Source organism: Halanaerobium saccharolyticum (assembly GCF_004362045.1).
Lineage (GTDB): Bacteria > Bacillota > Halanaerobiia > Halanaerobiales > Halanaerobiaceae > Halanaerobium > Halanaerobium saccharolyticum_C.
In genome coordinates, this window is the sequence record NZ_SNWX01000003.1 from 54,680 (window position 1) to 77,129 (window position 22,450).

The window sequence follows — 22,450 nt, forward strand, 5'->3', positions numbered from 1 at the left end:
TATTCTATAAATAATATTAAGCCATTTAACAGGTAATTTATATTAACCGTTTAACACTTTTTTTGCTTTATTTGAGCAAATTAGCCAAATAGCTTGATTCAACTACTTTAATGCGATAAAATAAGCCAAAGATATAATTTAAAAGCCCCAGTTTTTTGCAGGTATTTCAGGATTAAAGGAGTTGAGCAGATGATTAATGTTTCTATAGTTGGAGCCACTGGCTATGTTGGAATCGAGTTAATGCGGCTTTTACATCAGCATCCAGAAGTTGAAATCAAAGATTTAGTTTCCAAAAGTAGTGCCGGACAGAGACTGGTTGATCTTTATCCTCAGTTCAGGGGTTCGAGTTTAAATGATTATCAGCTAAGAGCAATGGAAGATTTTGAGCCGGCAGCAAGTGATCTGATTTTTACAGCTCTACCCCATGGAGTTTCGCAGAATGTTGTGGGAGAACTTTACGGTAAAGGTCCAAAAATTATAGATTTAAGTGGTGATTTTCGCTACCATGATGTAGATATTTATCAGGAATGGTATGGAGTTGAGCATCAGCATCCTGAGCTGGCAAAAAAAGCTGTCTACGGGCTGGTGGAATTAAATCGAGAAAAGATTAAAGAGGCTGATTTAGTGGCCAATCCCGGCTGTTATGTTACAGCATCTCTGCTTGGAATTTTACCACTGCTGCAGTTTTCAAAGGCTGATCTCAGTTCGATTATTATTGATGCTAAATCCGGGGTCAGTGGAGCCGGCCGCAGTTTAAAACAAAATTTACTTTTTACAGAGACTCATAACACAATTAAAGCCTACAGTCCGGGGGTCCACAGACACAGTTCGGAAATTGAATATATTTCAAATCAGTTTTTAGCAGGAGAATATGAGCTGGAGCCAGGGAAATTAAATTTTGATAAATTAGCAGCAAAAAGAAGAGCTCAGGTTTTATTTACACCGCATCTGGTTCCAATAAAAAGAGGGATTCTGGCAACTATTTATCTTAATCTAAAGGAAAGCAGTTCTAAGACAGAAATTTTAGAACTTTATCAGCAGGCCTACAATCAGGAAGGATTTGTAGAGGTGCTGGTAGATGAGCTGCCGGAAATAAAAAATGTGGCCGGTTCGAATTTTGCTCAGATTGGTTTTAAATATGATCAGCGCACAGATAGAATAATAATTGTTTCTGCTATTGATAATATGCTCAAGGGAGCAGCCGGACAGGCAGTACAGAATCTGAATCTTATTTTTGGGTTTCCTGAAAACACCGGTCTTAAAGCAACAGCATTATTTCCTTAAAATAGTATTTAGCAGCAAGGAGGAGAGTACAATAGAAGAACTAATAGAAAAGGCAAATGTTTTAATTGAAGCTTTACCATACTTTAAGGACTTTTTCGGCAAGACTTTTGTCATTAAATATGGCGGCAGTATTATGGCAGATGATGAACTAAAGGAAAAATTAATTGAGGATATTACTCTGCTTAAATATGTAGGAATCAATCCGGTTATTGTTCACGGTGGTGGTCCGGCAATCAATAAAACTCTGGACCGTTTAAATATTAAGGCGAATTTTATTGACGGTCTGCGGGTAACTGACAAAGAGACAATGGAGATTGTTGAGATGGTGCTTTCGGCTCAGATTAATAAGGAAATCGTGGCTCTGATTAATAAAATGCAGGCCAAGGCAGTTGGGGTTTCCGGTAAAGATGGAAATTTGATCAGGGCGAAAAAGAAGGAGTTTACTGACCCGGCAAAAGATTTAGGATTTGTCGGTGAAGTCGAACAGATTAACCCGGAGCTAATAGAAAAATTGATTGAAGATGGCTATATCCCGGTAATTGCACCGGTAGGGGTTAATGATGAGGGAGAAGGTTTAAATATCAATGCTGATAGTGTGGCAGGAGAACTGGCTGCTTCCTTAAAAGCAGAAAAACTAATCTATTTGACTGATGTTAATGGAATCCGCTATGATGCAGAAGATGCAGAGAGCAGAGTCTCTCAGCTGACATTTAGTGAGATAAAAAAATGGATTGCAGAGGGCAAGATTCAGGGGGGGATGCTGCCCAAAGTTGAAGGCTGTATGCAGGCTGTAGAAAGCGGAGTTATTAGAACTCATATTTTGAATGGTCTGGTAGCTCATCCACTGCTTTTAGAAATCTTTACTGATCAGGGAGTAGGAACAATGATTGTTCAGGATTAGTGCCCGGTGGTTTAAATTAGAAAAAGGAAACTGAAAATTTTAGTAGTTAATTTTATCTCATTTTAGGAAAAATTATTTCTATTATTAGAAGGGAGAATTGATAAGATGGAAATAGAAGAGATTGTTGAAATGGACGAGAAGCACTTTATGAATGTTTACAGCGGCAGATATCCACTCTATGTTGAGAAAGCTGAGGGAATAAAAATCTACAGCAAGGATGGTAAGGTATATCGGGATTTTTTAGCGGGGATTGGAGTTAATGCCCTGGGTTACAGCAGCCAGCGCTTTAAAGCTGCTTTAAAGGATCAGATAGATAAAATTATTCACTGTTCTAACCTCTATTACATAGAGCCTCAGTCGGAGCTGGAAAAGAAATTATGCCAGAACTCCTGTTATGACCGGGTCTTTTTTGCCAACAGCGGCTCGGAAGCAAACGAAGGAGCCTTAAAGCTGGCCCGCAAGTATTTTAAGAAAAAAGGGACCAATAAATTCGAGACTATCACGGCAGATAAATCTTTTCACGGTCGGACAATGTCAACTGTAACTGCAACGGGTCAGGATAAATACAAAAAACCTTTTACTCCGCTGCCAGAAGGATTTTATACAGTGCCTTTTAATGATCTGGAAGCTTTGAAAAAGGCGGTAACTGATAAAACTGCAGCAATTATGCTGGAGCCAATCCAGGGAGAAGGTGGAATTTATCCGGCAGAAAAAGAATATTTAGAAGGGGTGCGCCAGCTCTGTGACCAAAAGGATATTCTCTTAATTTTTGATGAAGTTCAGTGTGGAATGGGCAGAACCGGTGAACTTTTTGCCTATCAGAATTATGGTGTGGAAGCAGATATTATAACTCTCGCCAAGGCCTTAGGTGGTGGAGTTCCCATTGGAGCTTTTATGGCCAGAGAGGAGGTCGCTTCAGCCTTTGAACCTGGTGACCATGGGACAACCTTTGGCGGTAATCCTCTGGCAACCAGAGCCGCCTCAGAGGTAATGGACATCATGCTGGAAGCTGGATTTCTGGAATCTGTTAAAGAAAAAGGGATTTATTTAAGAGCAGAACTGGATAAGCTGGTGGCTGAAAATGATAATCTTCTTGAAACCCGAGGTATCGGTTTAATGCTGGCTTTAGAGTTTGACCAAAGTCTGTCAGCTAAAAAGATGACAAATCAACTTTTTGAGCGCGGTTTTCTGGTAAATGGAGTTAAAGAACATACTCTGCGGCTGCTGCCGCCCTTAGTTGTAGAAAAAGAAGATATTGATTTATTAATAAAAAATATTAAAGAGATAATTGCAGAAAAATAGAATGACAAGCTAAAAGGTCTTATCTAAAATTACAGGCTAATAAAATTACAGGCTAAATATATAAGGAGTAGTTTTTTAATGGATGTCTTTTTCTTCATTTTAATTAATAATATAGCACCTATCTTTTTTATAATTGGTCTGGGCTATGTGCTGGAAAAAACATTTGAACTTGATATTTATTCATTCTCAAAAGTGAATTTTTATGTTTTCGTGCCGGCCCTGGTCCTGGTCAAAGTTTACCAGACCGAAATTCAATTTGAATTAATGAGAGCAATAGTCTATGCCTTTACTTTTTTAGCAGCAATGACTCTGCTGGCTGTTTTAATGGCAAAATTTAGAGGCTATAAAATGGCAAGAGCAAGTGCCTTTAAAAATTCGGTTATGTTTTATAATTCAGGGAATTTTGGGATACCTCTGATTACTCTTGTCTTTGCCGGAACTGAATATGCAGTCTATGCAGTCTCAATTCAAATTATGGTCTTGATGGTTCAAAATTTGACTACAAATTCTATCGGCTTTTATAATGCCGGCCGAGGCCAGATGGATGTCAAAAACACAATTATCGCCACAGCTAAAATGCCCAGTTTATATGCTGTTATCACTGCTCTCTTATTAAAGCTGGTTCCCTTTGATTTAACTGAATTTTTTCTCTGGCCTGCTTTTGAATATATGCATGATGGCCTGATTTCGGTAGCTCTTTTGACTTTAGGTATTCAGCTTTCGCTGGCAAAACTGGAGCTGGAGGATCTGGATGTTTACCTTGCCAGTTTCAGCCGCTTAATTGGGGGCCCACTGGTTGCATTTATTTTGATTCACTTACTGGGAATTGAGGGAGTAATGGCCCGGGTTTTATTTATTTCTTCGGCAGTTCCTTCTGCAGTTAATACTGCTTTAATCGCAGTTGAATTTAATAATGAACCTGATTTTGCTTCCCAGGTTGTGTTAACAACTACCTTATTGAGTGCTGTAACTTTAACAGCAGTTATTTACCTTTCTGGAATTTTGTTTTAGAAAATATAAGTTCCGTTATGTTAATAATAACTTTAAATAAAGCTGCTGTTCTGCTATAATTAAAAGAGATGAAAATTTAAATAAAAAATTGATTGAGCTCCAGAAGCTTTTTAGCTTGATGGAGCTTTATTATTGTAAAAAATATTAGCTCAGGTGAAGAAAGGTTGGGAAAAAGATGGATAAAAGATTAAAAGGTCTAAAAGAAAGTATAGCGAAAAGACGGGAAAAAGATACGGTTCGCTCTTATAGTATTGGCCGCAATGAACCATGTCCCTGCGGCAGTGGCAAAAAGTTCAAAAAATGCTGTGCCCGCAGCAATCCGGATCAAAGTGTCGAAGAATATTTTGAGGCAGTTAAAGAGGCAGAAAACGAGGAAGAAGTATTAAGCTTACTCAAAGAAGCTGTAGAAAATTATCCTCTGGAACATAGATTTCTGCTCCCCTTGATTGTTTATACCTTACAGAGCAACAATTATCAGCAGGCAGGGAAATATTTAAGACATGCCTGGCAGCTGATGGGAACTGATCTGGATCAAGCATTTATTTCACCACTGGTAAATATCATGCTTGACCAGGAAGAAATTGATGAAGCGGAGTCAGTTGTGCGTCAGGCTTTAGAGGAAAAGGGAGAAAGCATTCCTCTATTGATTGCTTTAGCTGAGGTTTATAAAAAGGGACAGAACTTTCAGCGGGTTAATGACATCATTAATCGAGCAATGCAGATTGATGCTGAAAATTTACAGCTGATTGTTTTCCGGCTGGAGACTTTAATGGATTTAGATGATGTAGTCAGTGCATTAAGCCTTTTTGAAAAATATTATGAAGAACTTAAAGAATACAGACAGATGCGGGTAATTTCATTTTTAGATAATTTTATTGAAGAGAGATTTAATCTGGCTGAAAATAAAGAACTGAAGAAAAAAGAAGCCTTATCTCAAGCAGCAGAAATATTTAATGTTTTTCAGCAGCTGGATAATCTCAAAATGAGTGCAGCTGAGGGTGAAGGTAGAGAATTATTAAACGAAATTAAAGACCTGCCTCCTAAAAATTCTCAGATAGCCCTTGATATTTTGGCTCGCTATCTGGCGGCAGAATTATATAATAATTTTTCCGAATTTGCAGATGAACTGGCAGCGGAGCATATGAAAAACCCTGATTTCTTAAGGCTTCTATTCCTGGCTGATTCTCAGCAGGGTAAGCTAAAAGCGGCGGAAGAAAAGATCAAAACTGCTTTCACCCTTGAAAAAAGTAGAAAAGATGGCCACTTCCATAACTGGCAGGTAGCTTCTGATTATTTAAGATTTTTAGTTGAACACGGAGATGATCAGGATTTAGCTGGATTTGTCCGGGATTTCGGTGCACTACTAGAAGAAGAGGATAATCTGCTGGCAAGTTTAATGATGTTAATTGAAAGTGAAGAGGCCAGAAATTATCAAAAACTGCTTCTCAATCAACTGCTGGAGTTAATTGATGCAGGTTTAATTGATCAAATTAAGAAAAAAGATGTCTATAATAACCGTTTATTTATCAGTCTGGCTGCTCTGGATGGAGAGGAAACAATCTATGATCAGGGTAGAGAAATGACCACTCAGGAGTTAAAAGAAGTTATAGCAGAAGTTGAAGCTGCAGGTGTTGATACTCCAGCCTTAAGTTATGCTAAATTAAGACTCTTAAAATATAAGTCGGAACTCGAGCAGGAGCAAAAAGAAGAGTTGATTAAGGCAGTTAAGAATGCAGCTGTAGAAAGTTATTTTGATACAGTTGCTTATTATGAGACTATCCTTAGATTTGCGGATCCAGCTCCAATTTTAACAGAGATTCCACACGGAAAATTCTTAGATGATGAGTATCTGGATTTTTACAGACTAATTGCAGCTTTAAAGCTCAACTATTATGAAATGGGAACAGAACTTTTCCACCGTCAATTGATGCGGGAAAGCAAGCGTAATAAGGTAATGAGCTATCTGGTTCGACTGTTCCGCTACTTTAAGGAAGATAAACTGATAGAACACTTTAAAGCAATGGAAGTTGATCAGGTAATTATCAATTATTTAAAAAAGCTGACAGAAAAAAGATAAGTTAAAATAAATAGAGTTTAAAAAAATCCCTAAAAACACTTGTTATTCAAGTCGATTATTATTATAATATAGCTATAACAGCAGGGGCGGAATCTTAAAATTAAGAGCTGCACCCAGTAAAAGCTGTTAAATACAATAAGTTTAGTCCACCTGGATCAATGGACTGGGATGGGAGGAAAAGAAAATAAAACTCAAAACAAGACAGATTGTAATTGCTGGTATGTTGGGAGCTATTTCTATTATTTTAGGTGCTACAGGACTGGGGTTAATTCCCTGGCCCAGTGCAGCCGGTCATGCAACTATAATGCATTTACCGGCCATTTTAGGAGGTATTATTGAGGGACCAATAGTTGGACTTTTGATTGGGTTAATCTTTGGGGTTTTCAGTTTTATCAGAGCAACTAATCCAATTTTTGCTGATCCGGTTATTGCTGTTTTGCCGCGGCTTTTTATCGGAGTTGCTGCCTATTATGCTTATCGTTCGACAAAGAACTTCAATCAGAGTACTTCTCTGATTCTGGCGGGAGCAGTTGGTACTATTGTCAATACAGTTGGAGTTTTGTCTTTAGCTGTTTATCGGGGCTATTTACCTTCGAGTGCTGCCTGGGCAGTAGCATTTACAAATGGGATTCCCGAAATTATAGTAGCGGCGGTATTTTCTTTAATCATCGGTAAAGCTTTAATTAACTTTCAAAAAAATAGTTAACAATAAAAAGGCTGGAGGGCTTAACTCCAGTCTTTTTTGTCAGTAAGATAATATATTGGTACCAAAGAAATAATTCACAATAAGCAACTTTTTTGACTTCATTACTCCATTTAATGTATAATATAATATATAGATTAGGAGTTGTAATCAACTCCATTGAGGCTTGAGAGGAGGAGTTAAAAATGAAAGATAAGCAAAGAATTAAAGAAGTACTGGAGAATACCGAGATATTGCTTGAGCCAGACGATTTAATTTCTACCGAACATGATACAACTCTTCACTATTATGTACTCAGCAAGCCATATTATCTGGATGAATTTCCGGAGGAAGGTCCAGAAACAAAGGTGAGAGAAGGAAAAATCACCTGGGAGAAACCAAAGCTTTTAACACCGGATTATATGATAAATATGAGCGGTTTTAGTGGTGAAGCAAAGGATGCCATGCAGATCATAGCTCAGGAAAATCCCGATCTTGCTGGATTGCTTTATAAGATGAATTATAAAAAACAATCGATTAGTACATTTACTATTGCTAGAGAAATTGAAGCTGCCGAAGCAGAAATAAGAGAAGATATAGATGAAGATGACAGTAGTTTAACTGTAATTATCAAGGGAGTAGATGAGCTCTGGGATGTTTCGCTGATGAAGTTTATTCAGACTCTAATGCTCAAAAGTGCCTATAAATCTCAGCTTCCTGATTATGAGGAAAAAGGATTTTTGAGCACAGATGATAAGGGCTACTCTGTAGTTACCAGAAATCTCGAAGGACTGCCAATCGCAGCCAGTGAAGAGATCGAAAAAATGTTTGAGATGGTTAAAAATGGTGATGAGGATCCTTCAAAATTGAAAAGGGAACTTGATCGCTGGGGAGTTTTTAATGCATATCAGGATAGATTTTTTGATCTGTTTAGGGAGGACTGATAATGATGAAAAGTGCTTATGAAATTGCAATGGAAAGAGCAGATGAAGTTTATGGTGCAGGAGATGAGGATGTCAATTCTTTAGAAATCAGAGAAGAGCTAAAAGAAATTATGGCTCCATTTTTTAAAGAAGAAATGGATGCTGAAGGTTTATGGCACCAGCTGGAAGATAAAGAGCAAGAATATTTAAAAGAAGCCCAGCTGATGTTAATTGAGTCAATTGGACTTCGTAATTCTTCTGAGCAGATAAAAAGGCGCAAAGAAGCTGTTGTTGCTGTTGAATCACTTAAAGAGGGGGGAAATACTACCTTTTTTGAAAAACAGTTTACTCAGGCTCAGAGCCTGCAGCAGCAGTATCAAACTCAGAAGCAGCAGCTGGATGAGCAGGTAAAACAGCATCTGGAGCAGGCTCAGGGCCAGGGCCAGAATCCTCTGGCTGCTCAAGCTGGGAATGAGCAGGGCCAGAATGGAATGAATGCTCAGATGAGACAGCAGCTGGCTCAAAAGGTATCAGAATTTCAGGAAAGTTTTAATAAACGTTTCAATAAACTAATAGAAAAAATGAAAGCAGAAATAGAGTAAAGTAATTAAAGCTTTTTTTAATTATTATTACTTAGATAGAATTAGTAATATAAAATCTAGCATAAATAAAATCACTAAAGATAATTAAACCCTGCTCTGACTTGATAATAAGTCCGGCAGGGTTTTAATTTATTTTAAATATTAAAAGATATACTTAATTATCTGCTAATAAACAGGAGAACTTTAATTAAGCTAGAATATTATATTAAGAAGATATTTAGGTACCGGGTACTTGTAAATTTTTGCCATATTGAGCTGAATATATTTTGGTAAAAATTTACAAGTACCCGGTACCATCAAGATGGAGGCAAGATAATGATTAGGAATATAATATTTGATCTCGGTAATGTACTGCTCAATTTTGAACCTGAGAGTTATTTAAATAAATTGGGCTACAATGGGGAAATAGAAGCCCAATTAAGGGCAGAAATTTTTGAGACAGAAGAATGGCTGCTGCTTGATCGGGGAACTATCACTCAGGAGCAGGCAGTTAAAAAATGGCAGCAGCGCAATCCTGAATTAAAAGACGAAATTGCAGCTGTGATGGCAGAGTGGGAAAAAATGCTTACTTTAAAGGAAGATAGCTTAGAAATTTTAAAAAAATTAGCTGACAGAGATTTTAATTTATATATTTTATCTAATTTTCATCAGAAAGCATTTGAATATGTCAGCAGCAAATATGAGTTTTTCAATTATTTTGATGGTCAGGTAATTTCAGCAGATATTGGGATGATTAAACCTGAGCTTGAAATCTATGAACATCTTTTAGATAAATTTAATTTAAAAGCAGAAGAAACACTCTTTATTGATGATTCTAAAGCAAACATTAAAGCAGCCCTTAAAAAGGGGATCAGAGTCATTCATTTTAAAGATGCAGCTAGTTTAGAAGAAGAGTTAAAATTATACCTCAGGGAGTGACAAAAATGCCTCATATTTTATTTGGCCGTTCCAGAGAGCTGGAAATTGAAATCACTGAATATTTAGACCTGGTTAATCAGGGGGCTTTAACTTTTAAAAGAGATTTAAAAAGATATATCAAAAAAGATTTTGAGATTTTTGAAGAAGCACTGACAGATATTAAAGAAATTGAAAATGATGCTGATGAACATCAAAAAGATATTAAGTACAAGCTTTATAAGTATATGCTGATTCCTGACTCCAGAGCTGATGTCTTAAATATTATTGAAGAAATTGATACTATTACTGATCTGGCAAAGGAAGTGATTTATGAAATTTCTATAGAGAAACCGATAATTCCTGCTAAACTGGAAAGTGATTTTTTAGAGCTGGTGGAAAACAGTGCGGAAGCAGTTGATATGCTGGTCAAAGCAGTTAGATCTTTCTTTGAAGAAATTGCCCAGGTTAATGATTATGTAAATAAAGTTCATTTTTTTGAACATGAGGCAGACAAAAATGAGGAGAGATTGAAGAGAAGAATTTTTTCGGAGGAATGCCAGGAAGTTGAGATAGCTTATAAGCTGCAGTTAAGATATTTTATTGAAGAAATCGCCGCCTTATCTGATCAGGCCGAAATGATAAGTGAAGAAGTATTAGTGGCAGCTGTCAAAAGGAAAATCTAAATCAGTAAATGGTGGTGTAAAAAATGATTGAAGTTATTATTTACCTATCCAGCGGTCTCTTTTTAGGCTGGTCCCTGGGAGCCAATGATGCAGCCAATATTTTTGGAACAGCAGTTGGCAGTAAAATGGTTAAATTTTCAACTGCAGCTTTAATTATGACGATTTTTGTGATTCTAGGTTCAGTAGTTAGTGGAGCTGGAGCTTCTCATACTCTGGGAGCTTTAGGCCAGGTGGGAACACTACCTGCAGCCTTTGTTGTGGCCTTTGCAGCAGCAGTTGCAGTTTACTGGATGACTAAATTAGGTCTGCCAGTTTCAACCTCTCATTCAATTGTTGGGGGAATTATCGGCTGGAATCTTTATTCAGGTCTGGCTACAGATTTAGGAGTATTACGAGAAATTGTAGGTGCCTGGATATTTTCACCTGTTTTATCAGCTTTTTTTGCAGTAGTTTTATATTTCATCTTTAAAAAGTGGTTAAATAATGCAAAAATACATCTGCTGCATCTTGATTTTTATACAAGGTGGGGATTATTAATTGTAGGCGCTTTTGGAGCTTATTCTCTGGGAGCCAATAACATAGCCAATGTGATGGGAGTTTTTATCGGAATTATGGAGATCCCTGCTTATAATATTGGTTTTCTAACATTTAGTGGTGCCCAGCAGCTGTTTTTACTTGGTGGTATTGCAATATCTGTAGGAGTTGTGAGCTATTCTAAAAAGGTGATGCTTACTGTCGGTACCAATATAATGGATATTTCTCCTATTGGTGCTTTTATAGTTGTGCTTGCCAGTTCTACCACTCTCTTTATTTTTGCTTCTGCTGCCCTGAAAAACTTTTTGATAATGCTGGGTTTGCCTTCTTTACCACTGGTTCCGGTTTCGAGTTCACAGGCGGTGGTCGGTGCTGTTCTGGGTCTGGGAATTGCTAAAGGAGGAAGAAATATTAATTTTAAACTGCTCGGTAAAATTGGAGTTGGCTGGATATTAACCCCAATTACAGCGGCAGTTATTTCCTTTATTTTATTATTTTTTATGCAGAATGTTTTTATCAGATCAGTGGTTTAAAAATCATAGAAATAGAATGCTGATTTTAATATTAACTTAAATTTAATAATTAAAGTCTGAACAAGAAAATCAGGATTTAAAGAGGTGGTTAAATGTTTGAAGGAATTCAAATTGAAAATTATATAGCTATTTTAATAGACAAAATTGAAAATAGTTTTTTAGTCTGGTCTAATTTATTTGAACTGCTGCTTTTTTTATTTTTATTAGTAGCTACTTATTTTTTAACTAAATTATTATATAAACATGTTGATCAACTGCTTGATAAAATTGAGGCCTTAAATGAGAGAAAAAGGTTTAGAATAATTGATCAATTGTTATATCCTTTAATTTTAATGATTCTGGTTGGTATTTATTATGTTATTGCTGCTTCTTTTAATCTGCCAAGTGTAATTATCAGTATTGCTGGTAATTTAGTATCGGCCTGGCTGATAGTTAAGGCTCTAACCCTATTTTTTCCACGCAATAGGATGTTTCGTTTTCTTTCCGCTTTTATCTGGATAATTGCAGCCTTAAGGATACTTAATATTTATCAGGAGACACTTAATTTGTTAGATAGTTTAGCTTTTAACAGCGGCAACCTGAGAATTTCGTTATTATTAATTATAAAGACAGTAATGATCTTTAGCATTTTATTCTGGCTGGCTGGAAAATTAAGTCGGTTGGTGACAAAGAGAATTGATAGTAGTGATGATTTGACACCTTCTATAAAAGTTTTACTAAATAAGATAGCTAAATTTTTAATTTTTACTTCTGCAATCTTATTTACTTTAAGTGGAGTTGGTGTTGATTTAAGCGCCTTTGCGTTTCTCGGTGGTGCTATTGGTGTTGGGTTAGGTTTTGGACTGCAGAAAATCGTCTCTAATTTTATCAGTGGAATTATTATTCTGGCAGATAAATCAATTAAACCTGGTGATGTGGTAGAAATAGGAGATGTCTATGGCTGGGTTCGAAAACTGGATACTCGTTTTGTTTCGGTAGTAACTCGTTCCGGTAAAGAATTCTTAATTCCGAATGAAGACTTTATAACAAAACAAGTAATTAACTGGTCCTATAGTGATGAACTGGTCCGAGTTGAGGCAAAAGTAGGAGTTTCTTATAGTAGTGATTTAAGATTGGTGCAGGAACTAATGATGCAGTCTATTACAGAAAAGGAAAGAATTTTAACAGATCCGGCCCCAAATGTGCTTTTGATTGAGTTTGGCGACAGCTCTGTTAATTTTGAGCTCCGTTTCTGGATCAGTGATCCCCGAAATGGGATTCAGAATGTCCGCAGTCAGGTACTGCTTTCTATCTGGGATAGTTTTAAAGAAAATAATGTTGAAATTCCATTTCCACAGCGAGATTATCACTTAAAATCTCTGCCTGATGATTTAAGTAATTTTTTAAATCAAAATAAAGAACTTAACTCAGAAGATAAAGAAAGGAATAATAATTAGGTTTTGTTAAAATAATTATAGAGAAGTCTTTAAATAAGCACAAAAAAATTTAAGGAGGCTAATTTATGGCTAAGATATTAATTCCCTTAGCACCTGGTTTTGAAGAAATTGAAGCGGTCACAAATATTGATGTTCTTCGTCGAGCCGGACTTGATGTACTGACGGCTGGAATTGGAAGTAATAAAATTGAAGGAGATCATGGAATAAAGGTTGAAACAGATACTGAGATTTCAAAAGTAGAAGCTGCTGATTTACTGGCTGTAGTTTTGCCTGGTGGAATGCCGGGAGCAGCTAATTTACGGGACAGTGATCAACTGCTTAAGATTATTAAAGAAGTTTATGAGGAAGACAAACTCTGTGCAGCAGTCTGTGCAGGTCCGATAGTTCTGGAAGCTGCCGGGATCTTAAAAGGAAAAAATGCAACCAGTTATCCTGGTTTTGATGAAGAAATGCCTTCCTGTAATTATCGGGAAGAACGAGTTGTAATTGATGGTAATATAATAACCAGTAGAGGACCAGGGGTTGCCATGGAATTTGCTTTAACAATTGTTGAATATTTACTTGATGCTGAGAAAAGATCTGATCTGGAAGAAGCAATGCTGGTTAAAAAATAAAAATTTTATGAAGCCACACTCAATTAAAATAAATTGGGGGTGGCTTTTAATCATTAATTAATGAAAAAATATTATTTTTAAAAACTTCAATACAGATTTCAACAATTTCTGGATCATATTTTATATTTTTATTTTTAGCTAAAATTCTTAGAGCTTCTTTTTTACTGTATGCTTTTCGATATGGTCTTTCAGAAAGCATTGCAATAATTGAATCAGCAGCTGTAATAATTTTAGCCTCTTTTAATATCATTTTTCCTTTTAATCCCTCTGGATAACCTGAGCCATCAACTTTTTCGTGATGCTGCAAAATAATATTTTTTATTTTTGGATCAAATTTAACATCTTTTAAAAGATCATAACTGAGTTTAGGATGTGTTTCAATTAATTTAAATTCTGCCTCTGTTAATTTTCTATTTTTATTAATAATTTCTGAAGGTAAATATATTTCACCAATATCATGCAGCAAAGCAGCAATGTTTAATAATTCTAAATTCTTAGAGGATAAAGACAAAAATTTTCCAATTTCAAGGGCAAGAGCTGCTACATTCTGTGAAAAAAAATTTTTATAGAAAATCTTTGTGGAATGCATTTTACTCAAAGCATAAATTAAGGATTCATTTAATTTATTATTTTTTTTTCTTGTTTCAACATTTTTTAACCCCATTAAATAATCCAGTGAGACTTCAAAAAAATTAGCAACTTCAATTAAGAAGTTATTGGAGGGGATTCTAATACCTCTTTCATATTGAGCAATAGTGGATCTGGAATAATTTAGTTTATCTGCCAATTTATCTTGAGTTAAATCCATATTTTTTCTTAATGTCCTCAAACGGTCTTTAAAATTACTCATTTATATACCTCATTTCAATTACACTTTTATCATTTTATTAAAAAAAGAAAATTAATTCAACACTTAAAATAAATCGAACAAAATTTGTAACAAATATCATTATATTTTATTTTAATAGTATAATATGTAATTATTGTAACATTTTTTTGTAATAAATTAATGATTTAAAATCCTAAATATAATATACTCTAATTGTGTATATTAATTTAACTTAAAAAAGGGGTGCAAAAATATTGACGAAGAAAAAGACGTTTAAATTAGATAAATTATCATTAAAAAAACAGATCAAACTTTCATATTTTATAATGCTTACACTGGTGTTACTGATCAGTATTTATTCGATTTATAACATTTATAGGACTTCTCTGGATGCTGCTTCCTTGTCTGTGCCAATAACAATTTCAATAATTGCAGTTATATTTTCTCTGTTAATTATTAAATTAATTAACAATCAAATAAATTATAGATTAGAAGAAATTAAAGAAGCTACTAAAAATAGTAAATCGGCTTTAGAAGATATTGCAGCAGCTTCTGAGGAAATAGCTGCCAGTAATGAAGATTTAGATGAAGAATTAACTAAAAGTATAAAGTCTGTAAAAAAAGTGAACAAAGCTAATAACCAGACTAGTTCAGAATTTAAAGATATATATAATAACTTAAGTGAAACAACAACAGCAGTAGAAGAAATAGCTAAAGCAAATGAGGAATTAACTGAAGTTATTGAAAACCTGGCAGAAAACTCTCTCGAAATCAGAAATGAAGCTAAGACCAGTAGAAAAGAGATGAAAGAAACCAATCAGCTAATACATAAAGGTAATTTAATTTTAAAGAAAACATTAAAAGCAACTGAAAAACTTCAGGAAAAGATTGACGATATAGATTCTATTTCTGATACTATTTTAGAAATTTCTGATCAGACAAATCTTTTAGCTTTAAATGCTGCAATTGAAGCAGCAAGAGCAGGAGAAGCAGGTAGAGGATTTTCAGTGGTGGCAGAAGAAATTAGAGAGTTAGCTGAAAAAAGCAATGGGGCAACTATTGAAGTTCAAAACATATTAGATGAAATAACTGTTAATGCTAATCAGGTTAAGAATTTTTTAAGAGAAAATAAAGGGGCTAAAAATAAAGGGAAAACTGTAGAATTTATTTTTAATGAAATAACGGAAAATGCTGCCGAAGTATATCAATCAATGGATTCAATGTATGAATTGTCAGAAAATCAGGCAGCTGAAACTGAAGAAGCAGGTGCTTCAATTCAGGAAGTATCAGCAAATTCAGAAGAAGTATCTGCTCAAAATGAAGAAGTTTTAAATAGTTTTGAAATTGCTTCAGATAAATTTGATATAAATATTAAAGAAAGTAATAGATTAGACAGAACGCTTGATGAGATTGAAGAGTTAAGTAAAGACTTTGCAGCTGGAGCAGAAGAACAGGCTGGAGGGACAGAAGAAGTTTTAGCTATGTTAGAAGATTTAGTAGAACAAACTAATTATTTAGGTTAAGAGTTATTCTGAAAATAAAAAAAGAATTGGCACTTTAACCGGAACAGACTTGAATATAAATAATAAGCGATCGCAGTTTCCCTGTCTGACTGAAAGAAGTTAGAAACTGCAGCTTATTATTTATCAATGAAAGTCGTCGTGTAGGTTATGGCCAATTCTTTTTATTATTTATTTATTATACATTTCCGCATAATATCTTTCCAGCATTCTTTTAGCGGAGAATCTTTCATAAGTAGTATCAATACTTTCCATCATCATATCTTTCCAGCGGTCTTTGTTACCATAAAAAGCAGGGACAACTTCGTTAAATAAGACCCTGTAGAGTGCGTAAAGATCACTTTCGTCCTGACCTTCACCTACATAGCCGTCTCCAAACTGCCAGCCGTTGATTCCATGTTCACAACCTTCAACCCACCAGCCATCAAGGATACTTAAGTTTAAGCCGCCATTCATAGCAGCTTTCATACCGGAAGTACCACTTGCTTCCAGTGGTTTACGGGGATTATTTAACCAGATATCAACACCGCGGGTCATATAGCGTGCAATTTCCATATTGTAATCTTCTAAGAAAACCACACTGTCTGGAAACTCTTTTGCCTTTTTAACCAGGTTGGCTACAATTTCTTTGCCGTTATCATCTGTTGGATGAGCTTTACCGGAAAATACTAACTGGATCTCACCAGATTCTAGATATGGATCGATAATATCCGACTTTTTAAAGATTAAATTAGGTCTTTTATAAGCAGTTGCTCTCCGGGCAAATCCAATTATTAATTTATCAGGATCTAATTGGGCACCATTTCTTTCTTTAATAAAGTCTACTAATTCCTGTTTCATTGTTTTGTGAGTATTATAGATAGCTTCTGTATCACCCATATTTTTCACAATTCTATCATCAACCCAGGTACCTCTGTGGACACCATTGGTAATTGAGATAATAGGTGATTTACCGCTAACATCTTTCCACATTTCGCGGGAAGTCTGTCCGTGCAGTTTAGCAACACCATTAGAAATTCTTGATAATCGCAATCCTGCTACAGTCATTCCAAATGGACTGTCACCAATTTCTTTCATCTGTTCTCTAGTTAAGGTATTGAAAGCACTCATTTTTTTGAGGCTGTCTAAACTGTGAGATTCGTTTCCTTCTTTGACCGGGGTATGGGTTGTGAAGACAATATCTTCTTTAACCCTGTCCCAGGCAGCATGGAAGTCCATTCCGCTTTCCATTTTTTCTTTAATTAATTCTGTTCCTGCTAAAGCAGCATGACCTTCATTAAAATGATAAATATCAATGTTGAGGCCAAGTTTGCGAATTGCTCTGACTCCACCAATACCAAGTACAATTTCCTGGGCGATTCTTCTCTCATTAAAGCCGTCATAAAGCCCGTCAGTAATTGTCTGGTATTTTCTGTTTTCTGGAAAGTTGGCATCAAGCAGATATAAGGTTGCATTATCAAACTTATCCAGCTTCCAGATTTTTAGAGTTACTTCCTGATCTCTAATTGTTACAGATACAGTTTCACCTGTATCTTCAGCATGTTCATAAATCTCATCATTTACGGGATGCTGGTTTTCAGGTCTGCCTTCTTTGTTGATTACCTGTTTTGAATATCCTTTGCGCCATAAAAGTCCAATTCCAGTTACAGGATAAGAAAATTCTTTTGCTCCTTTAAGAATATCTCCTGCTAAAATTCCAAGCCCACCTGCATAGATACGCATATTTTCATTTAAACCGTATTCCATACAAAAATAAGCTGTGTGCGGCTTACTATTGTTCATTAATAAATCACTCCCTGTTAAAATTAATGTTTATTCAAACGATTGCATAAATCTTGTAATAATATCTATTCCTAATTATTTATTATATCAAATTCTCAGCAAATGTCTATTTTTTGAAAACTTTTTCTTTAAATGCTTCTAATAACTTATGTTCATTATCACTATCTGGCAGGAAATAGTAGGCCGGTATTTCGCTGTGAATCACTGGTATTTCAAAGCTTAGACCTTTTTCCATTGCTTTAAGATATCGTTTTGCAGTCTGTTTCCAGGTATAAGTAGTTTCTACTCTTTCTTTTGCTTTTAGCTGATAATCCTTCCAGACCGAATTATTAGCAACTATTCTTTTGAGGCCGTGAGCTATATCTTCGGGATCTTCCGGGTCAATTAAAATCCCAAACTCATCATTACCCATAATTTCGCTTTGACCACCATTTTTGGTTACTACTGCAGGTAAACCAGCGGCCATTGCTTCTACCGGAGCCAGGCCAAAAGGCTCATAAAATGAGGTTAGAGAAAAAACTGATTCTCGTTCTGACAGATAACCATAGCATTCAGCTAATTCCTGCTGGCTGCTTATGGGAAACATTGAGACCTTACCCTGCAGCTCATTATTTTCAATTACTTCCATGATTTGATCTAAAATCTCTTTTTCTTCTCCTGCAGCTGAACTATAATCTTCAAATGGGTTTTCAATTCCTCTTAAAGTAATAATCAGGTTTGCCTTCTGCTGAAGTTCCTGATCACCGGCAAAGGCTTTAACTAAAGCCAGGTGATTTTTCTTCTGATCAAGGCGGCTGGCACAGATAATTGCTGGTTTATCTACTCGGTCAGCTTTTAAATCACGTTTAAGATATTGATTTATCATTTCTGCAGTAGCTTTAGAATAACTGCCGTCAAAAACATCAGTATTTACTCCAGGTGGTATAACAGAGAATTTATCATTATTATTTACATCAACTGCACCTTTGTAGTAAGGATGAGAATACTGCTCCATTCTTTCCTGAGAAGTACTGACAATAATTTGATTGGCAAATTTCATGGTTAATCTTTCGGCAATTATCCGGCTGTGAAATTTGAAGCGGTCAATCAGCTGCTCAAAATTTCCCTGAGAAAAATTAAGTTTGTCCATTTTTTGGGCACCCAGTGAGTGACCGGTAAATGAAAATGGAGTTTCCATTTTTTCTTTAAGCAGTACCCCAGCCATTCCTCCATCTCCATAGTGAGTGGTAAAGAAGTCCGGGAAAACACCTTCTTCATCATAAAATTCAGCAACTGTATCTACATATTTTTTTAAATGAGGCCATAATTTTTCTTTGGCTAAAAATTTGTCACCGCCAAAGGGAAGACGGATAATTCTTAAATTATCATAGCCGGGATAACTGTCATAGAGTTCACTAAACTCAGGCCATTCGGGATCATTTATCTGTCGGGTAATAATATCTACTTTAATCCCCATTTCAGCCAGGGCCATACTTAGTTCCTTAACATAAACCAGCTGGCCTCCAAAATCAGGATGTTCTGTCCAGTAGCTGTCATTTTGGTCAAAATTCCCCTGAGGGTTTAAAAATGCTACATGTTTAATTTCGCTCATTAAAATTACCTCCTTCAATTGGCTGTATATCATAATAAGATATAATTTCACTTAACGGTGGAACTGAAGATAGGGCTCCTACTCCCTGAATTTTAAAAGCAGCTACAGCATTTCCCAGGCGAGCAGACTCTTTGAGTGACAGGCCTTTTAAAATACCGGTTAGTAATCCCGACCAGAATGAATCACCTGCACCTGTGACATCTACTACCTTCTCCGTAAAAACAGGTATATGCAGGGGATCAGTGCTGCCGTCAGAGAGAAGAACTCCATCTTTTCCCAGACTTAAAATAACAATTTTTGCACCATCACTGTGATATTTTTTTAAATAATTTTCGGGATGATCCTGTCCATAGAGGTGATAAGCATCATCTAAAGATGGTTTGATAATATCAGCTTGAGCTATAAGCTCTTTGATAATTTGAGCGCCTTTTTTACCTTCCGGCCAGAGCTGAGCTCTAAAACTTGGATCAAAAGCAAAAAATTTATCTTTTTTTACTGCATATTCTAGAGCCTTAATTGCAGTTGCCCGGGCGGGGTTTTTTGAGAGAATAAAACTGCCGGTAAAAAAGATTGAAGAATTGTCAATTTTATCATATATTTGTTTGCTTATCTGCAGCTTAATATCTGCCCCCCGATAAGCCAGCCAGGAAGGGGTTTTCTTACTTTTGTTAACGAATATGATTGGAGTTCCCTCTTCCGGATCAGACTGTAAACAATCAAGATTAACACCTTCATTTTCCAGAATTTCTCTCAAATATTCGCCAAACTCATCTCTGCCAATTCTACTGATTAATGCTGTTTTATTTTCGAGACGCTGCATATTTACTAATACATTGGCAGGAGCCCCACCAAAATAGCGGGTAAAATTAGCACACTGTTTGAGTGGAACCTCTTCCCGGGATATCATATCCAGCAGAACTTCTCCATAAGCAGTTATATCGAAGTCATTTTCTTCGAAAGTAAAACTGTCATGAATTGTTAACAATCGCCTCACCTCACATTTAGATTTTAAAACCACTCTTAAATATTATTTCTACATAGATTACAAATAACCTGTTTTTTTAATGAATTAATCTCGGCTGAGGGCAGGAATAGTAATAAAGATAAAGAATAATAAGTAATACAGACAATTGTAGTAAATGACAGCAAAATACTTCTGAAATTCAATGCTGTCAGAGTACAATCTATAAATTGTAGTAGTGGAGATGATTTTATGTTTAATCAAAATATTAGTAATAAGCCGGCAAGACTATATTATCCAGGTGATGATTTAGGGTTAACATTTTCTGAATCAGAGATAACATATAAAATCTGGTCACCGCCTGCTCAGGCAGCCGTGATTGAGATTTATGCTGATGACCAGGGAACCAGGAAAGTGGATGAGTTTGCTCTGCAGTCTGCTTTCAGTGATACCTGGGAAGTTAAGCTGCCGCAAAAACATTATGGAAATTATTATCGTTTGAATCTGCGACTTCCCCGGCAGGAATTTAATTTCGTGGATCCCTGGACTAAAGCAGTGGGTACAAATAGTGAGTATGGGTTGATCGTTGATCCCTCTCAGATATATCCTCCAACCTGGACTCATGATCAAAGGGTTGAATTAGAAGATCCGGTTGATGCAGTAATTTATGAACTGCATGTTAAAGATTTTTCTATTTCTAAAGAAAGTGGAATCAGGCACCGGGGAAAATATACGGCTTTTACCGAGCGGCACAGTGTAAATAGTGAGGGAATGCTGACCGGGATTGCCCACCTTCAGGAACTGGGAGTTACCCATGTCCATTTACTGCCTGTTTATGACTTTGCTTCTGTTGATGATACAGATCCAGATGACTATAACTGGGGCTATGATCCACTTTATTATATGGTACCTGAAGGTTCTTATGCCTCTAATCCTGCAAATGAGAGTAGAATTTATGAATTTAAAAAGATGGTCAAAACCCTTCATTCTTATGGAATTGGAGTGATCATGGATGTAGTTTATAATCACACCTATCACACTCAAAACTCTCCCTTCCAGAAGATTTTCCCCAACTATTTTTATCGATTTACCGAAGATGGTAATTTTGCCAATGCTTCTGGTTGTGGCAATGAGATTGCAAGTGAGCGCGAAATGATGCGGAAATTTATTGTTGATTCACTTTTATACTGGAGTCGGGAATATCATATTGATGGTTTTCGTTTTGATTTGATGTCTTCGATTGATCGAGAAACTATGCTTCTGGCCGAGAATAAATTACGGGAAGAAAACCCTTCAGTATTAATTTATGGAGAACCATGGACCGCACTGGAGCCTCAGCTTGAGAGATACCAGCAGATTCGCAAGGGTGATCAGCGGGGAACAGGAATTTCAGTTTTTAATGATAATTTCCGCAATGCTCTCAAAGGTGACAGTGATGGTACAGATAAAGGATTTATTCAGGGTAAAATTGGGCTGGAAAGAGAAATAGATGAGGGAGTTATTGGAGCAATTGGTTTAGAAGAAAGACGATTATATGGTTTTGCTCTGCATCCTGGAGAAAGCATTAATTATTTAGAATCACATGATAATTTAACTCTCTGGGATAAGTTAGCCCGCTCCTGCCCGGGAGCTAATGAGCAGCAGCGCCAGAAAATACATAAACTGGGTCAGATGATTTTATTTACCTCTCAGGGAGTTCCCTTTATTCCAGCCGGGACTGAGTTTTTAAGGACAAAATTTGGTGATAAAAACAGCTTTGATTCCGGGATTGAAGTAAATGAGTTGAAATGGGAAAGGAAAACTACTTACCGGGAACATTTTAACTATATTAAAGGATTGATTAATTTACGCAGCCACCATCCTGCTTTCAGGATGCGAAATCGGTTAGCAATTAAAGAAAATATACATTTTATAGATTCGCCTTTTGGAACTGTAGGTTATGGTCTTTTTAATAATGCTAATGAAGATGCCTGGAGTAAAATTATAGTGCTCTTAAACCCTTCTCAGGAGTGGAAGCAGTTTTATTTACCCGATTACCGAACCTGGGCTATAGTAGTTGATGATAAAAAAGCGGGCACTGAACCGATTCGATTTTTTCATTCTAATGAAGTAAGGGTTCCACCAATCTCCGGGATGGTAATTTATGCAGCAGATCTGGTTACAGGCTATTAAAAGCTTGTAGCTTTTCTGCTTTTGTGATAAAATTAATACTAAGTATTTGAAAATACTGAAAGCTTTTGTTTTTAAATTGTAACAATCTTCACTATTTTTTAGAATTTAACACAAAG

General features: G+C 36.0%; 19 protein-coding genes. 15 read left to right on the top strand and 4 right to left on the bottom strand.

Features of this window, described 5'->3' with window-relative positions; all coding sequences use genetic code 11:
* Window positions 1–189 precede the first annotated feature (189 nt).
* The 13 genes from argC (at window position 190) to DFR79_RS02985 (ending at window position 13,479) form a co-directional block, all read left to right on the top strand.
* On the top strand, window positions 190–1,284 hold the full coding sequence (argC, locus tag DFR79_RS02925) for an N-acetyl-gamma-glutamyl-phosphate reductase (RefSeq protein ID WP_133514012.1): 1,095 nt from the start codon (window positions 190–192) through the stop codon (window positions 1,282–1,284).
* 31 nt (window positions 1,285–1,315) lie between these two features.
* The gene (argB, locus tag DFR79_RS02930; RefSeq protein WP_133514150.1) at window positions 1,316–2,185 is read left to right on the top strand and encodes an acetylglutamate kinase; all 870 of its coding nucleotides are present in this window, start codon (window positions 1,316–1,318) and stop codon (window positions 2,183–2,185) included.
* Window positions 2,186–2,290: 105 nt separating this feature from the next.
* Window positions 2,291–3,487: an aspartate aminotransferase family protein gene (locus DFR79_RS02935; RefSeq protein ID WP_133514013.1), complete on the top strand. Its 1,197-nt coding sequence runs from the start codon at window positions 2,291–2,293 to the stop codon at window positions 3,485–3,487.
* A 78-nt stretch (window positions 3,488–3,565) separates the two neighbouring features.
* Complete coding sequence (locus tag DFR79_RS02940) at window positions 3,566–4,498, top strand: AEC family transporter (RefSeq protein ID WP_133514014.1); 933 nt, start codon at window positions 3,566–3,568, stop codon at window positions 4,496–4,498.
* Between the two features lie 175 nt (window positions 4,499–4,673).
* Window positions 4,674–6,575: an SEC-C metal-binding domain-containing protein gene (locus tag DFR79_RS02945; protein ID WP_133514015.1), complete on the top strand. Its 1,902-nt coding sequence runs from the start codon at window positions 4,674–4,676 to the stop codon at window positions 6,573–6,575.
* 154 nt (window positions 6,576–6,729) lie between these two features.
* A complete protein-coding gene (locus DFR79_RS02950) occupies window positions 6,730–7,281 on the top strand; it encodes an ECF transporter S component (protein WP_133514016.1) in 552 nt (183 codons plus the stop codon).
* Between the two features lie 182 nt (window positions 7,282–7,463).
* Complete coding sequence (locus DFR79_RS02955) at window positions 7,464–8,201, top strand: hypothetical protein (protein ID WP_133514017.1); 738 nt, start codon at window positions 7,464–7,466, stop codon at window positions 8,199–8,201.
* Between the two features lie 2 nt (window positions 8,202–8,203).
* Window positions 8,204–8,782 (top strand): hypothetical protein, encoded by a 579-nt coding sequence (locus tag DFR79_RS02960; RefSeq protein WP_243727693.1) that lies wholly within the window; start codon window positions 8,204–8,206, stop codon window positions 8,780–8,782.
* Window positions 8,783–9,097: 315 nt separating this feature from the next.
* Window positions 9,098–9,700: an HAD family hydrolase gene (locus DFR79_RS02965; protein WP_133514018.1), complete on the top strand. Its 603-nt coding sequence runs from the start codon at window positions 9,098–9,100 to the stop codon at window positions 9,698–9,700.
* Window positions 9,701–9,705: 5 nt separating this feature from the next.
* The gene (locus DFR79_RS02970; protein WP_133514019.1) at window positions 9,706–10,362 is read left to right on the top strand and encodes a DUF47 domain-containing protein; all 657 of its coding nucleotides are present in this window, start codon (window positions 9,706–9,708) and stop codon (window positions 10,360–10,362) included.
* A gap of 23 nt (window positions 10,363–10,385) precedes the next feature.
* Window positions 10,386–11,429, top strand: coding sequence for an inorganic phosphate transporter (locus DFR79_RS02975; RefSeq protein ID WP_133514020.1), 1,044 nt, complete (start codon window positions 10,386–10,388; stop codon window positions 11,427–11,429).
* 92 nt (window positions 11,430–11,521) lie between these two features.
* Entirely contained in the window at window positions 11,522–12,865 is a 1,344-nt protein-coding gene (locus tag DFR79_RS02980) for a mechanosensitive ion channel family protein (RefSeq protein ID WP_133514021.1), read from the top strand.
* A 65-nt stretch (window positions 12,866–12,930) separates the two neighbouring features.
* On the top strand, window positions 12,931–13,479 hold the full coding sequence (locus tag DFR79_RS02985; RefSeq protein WP_133514022.1) for a DJ-1 family glyoxalase III: 549 nt from the start codon (window positions 12,931–12,933) through the stop codon (window positions 13,477–13,479).
* A 46-nt stretch (window positions 13,480–13,525) separates the two neighbouring features.
* On the opposite strand, the gene DFR79_RS02990 is transcribed toward DFR79_RS02985, so the two are convergent.
* Window positions 13,526–14,329, bottom strand: a complete 804-nt coding sequence (locus tag DFR79_RS02990) for an HD-GYP domain-containing protein (protein WP_133514023.1) — start codon at window positions 14,327–14,329, stop codon at window positions 13,526–13,528.
* Between the two features lie 233 nt (window positions 14,330–14,562).
* Between DFR79_RS02990 and DFR79_RS02995 the strand changes: the two genes are divergently transcribed.
* Window positions 14,563–15,831 carry a methyl-accepting chemotaxis protein gene (locus DFR79_RS02995; RefSeq protein ID WP_166637955.1) on the top strand — a complete coding sequence of 423 codons (1,269 nt, stop codon included), beginning with the start codon at window positions 14,563–14,565 and terminating at the stop codon, window positions 15,829–15,831.
* 168 nt (window positions 15,832–15,999) lie between these two features.
* On the opposite strand, the gene glgP is transcribed toward DFR79_RS02995, so the two are convergent.
* From glgP to DFR79_RS03010, 3 genes are all read right to left on the bottom strand, one after another.
* Complete coding sequence (gene glgP / locus DFR79_RS03000; protein WP_133514025.1) at window positions 16,000–17,610, bottom strand: alpha-glucan family phosphorylase; 1,611 nt, start codon at window positions 17,608–17,610, stop codon at window positions 16,000–16,002.
* Between the two features lie 106 nt (window positions 17,611–17,716).
* Window positions 17,717–19,201 carry a glycosyltransferase gene (locus DFR79_RS03005; RefSeq protein WP_133514026.1) on the bottom strand — a complete coding sequence of 495 codons (1,485 nt, stop codon included), beginning with the start codon at window positions 19,199–19,201 and terminating at the stop codon, window positions 17,717–17,719.
* Window positions 19,188–20,186, bottom strand: a complete 999-nt coding sequence (locus DFR79_RS03010; RefSeq protein ID WP_133514027.1) for a carbohydrate kinase family protein — start codon at window positions 20,184–20,186, stop codon at window positions 19,188–19,190. Before DFR79_RS03010 ends, DFR79_RS03005 begins: the two co-directional genes overlap by 14 nt.
* A gap of 228 nt (window positions 20,187–20,414) precedes the next feature.
* Between DFR79_RS03010 and pulA the strand changes: the two genes are divergently transcribed.
* Complete coding sequence (pulA, locus tag DFR79_RS03015) at window positions 20,415–22,334, top strand: type I pullulanase (protein WP_133514028.1); 1,920 nt, start codon at window positions 20,415–20,417, stop codon at window positions 22,332–22,334.
* The last annotated feature ends 116 nt before the right edge of the window (window positions 22,335–22,450 follow it).

Bases quoted from the DNA above. Each gene is read 5' to 3' on its own strand.
- DFR79_RS02990 (WP_133514023.1), bottom strand. From the start codon at position 14,329: ATGAGTAATTTTAAAGACCGTTTGAGGACATTAAGAAAAAATATGGAT.
- DFR79_RS02960 (WP_243727693.1), top strand. From the start codon at position 8,204: ATGATGAAAAGTGCTTATGAAATTGCAATGGAAAGAGCAGATGAAGTT.
- DFR79_RS02985 (WP_133514022.1), top strand. From the start codon at position 12,931: ATGGCTAAGATATTAATTCCCTTAGCACCTGGTTTTGAAGAAATTGAA.
- DFR79_RS02940 (WP_133514014.1), top strand. From the start codon at position 3,566: ATGGATGTCTTTTTCTTCATTTTAATTAATAATATAGCACCTATCTTT.
- DFR79_RS02965 (WP_133514018.1), top strand. From the start codon at position 9,098: ATGATTAGGAATATAATATTTGATCTCGGTAATGTACTGCTCAATTTT.
- DFR79_RS02955 (WP_133514017.1), top strand. From the start codon at position 7,464: ATGAAAGATAAGCAAAGAATTAAAGAAGTACTGGAGAATACCGAGATA.
- DFR79_RS02970 (WP_133514019.1), top strand. From the start codon at position 9,706: ATGCCTCATATTTTATTTGGCCGTTCCAGAGAGCTGGAAATTGAAATC.
- pulA (WP_133514028.1), top strand. From the start codon at position 20,415: ATGTTTAATCAAAATATTAGTAATAAGCCGGCAAGACTATATTATCCA.
- argC (WP_133514012.1), top strand. From the start codon at position 190: ATGATTAATGTTTCTATAGTTGGAGCCACTGGCTATGTTGGAATCGAG.
- glgP (WP_133514025.1), bottom strand. From the start codon at position 17,610: ATGAACAATAGTAAGCCGCACACAGCTTATTTTTGTATGGAATACGGT.
- DFR79_RS02935 (WP_133514013.1), top strand. From the start codon at position 2,291: ATGGAAATAGAAGAGATTGTTGAAATGGACGAGAAGCACTTTATGAAT.
- DFR79_RS02945 (WP_133514015.1), top strand. From the start codon at position 4,674: ATGGATAAAAGATTAAAAGGTCTAAAAGAAAGTATAGCGAAAAGACGG.
- DFR79_RS03005 (WP_133514026.1), bottom strand. From the start codon at position 19,201: ATGAGCGAAATTAAACATGTAGCATTTTTAAACCCTCAGGGGAATTTT.
- DFR79_RS02975 (WP_133514020.1), top strand. From the start codon at position 10,386: ATGATTGAAGTTATTATTTACCTATCCAGCGGTCTCTTTTTAGGCTGG.
- DFR79_RS02980 (WP_133514021.1), top strand. From the start codon at position 11,522: ATGTTTGAAGGAATTCAAATTGAAAATTATATAGCTATTTTAATAGAC.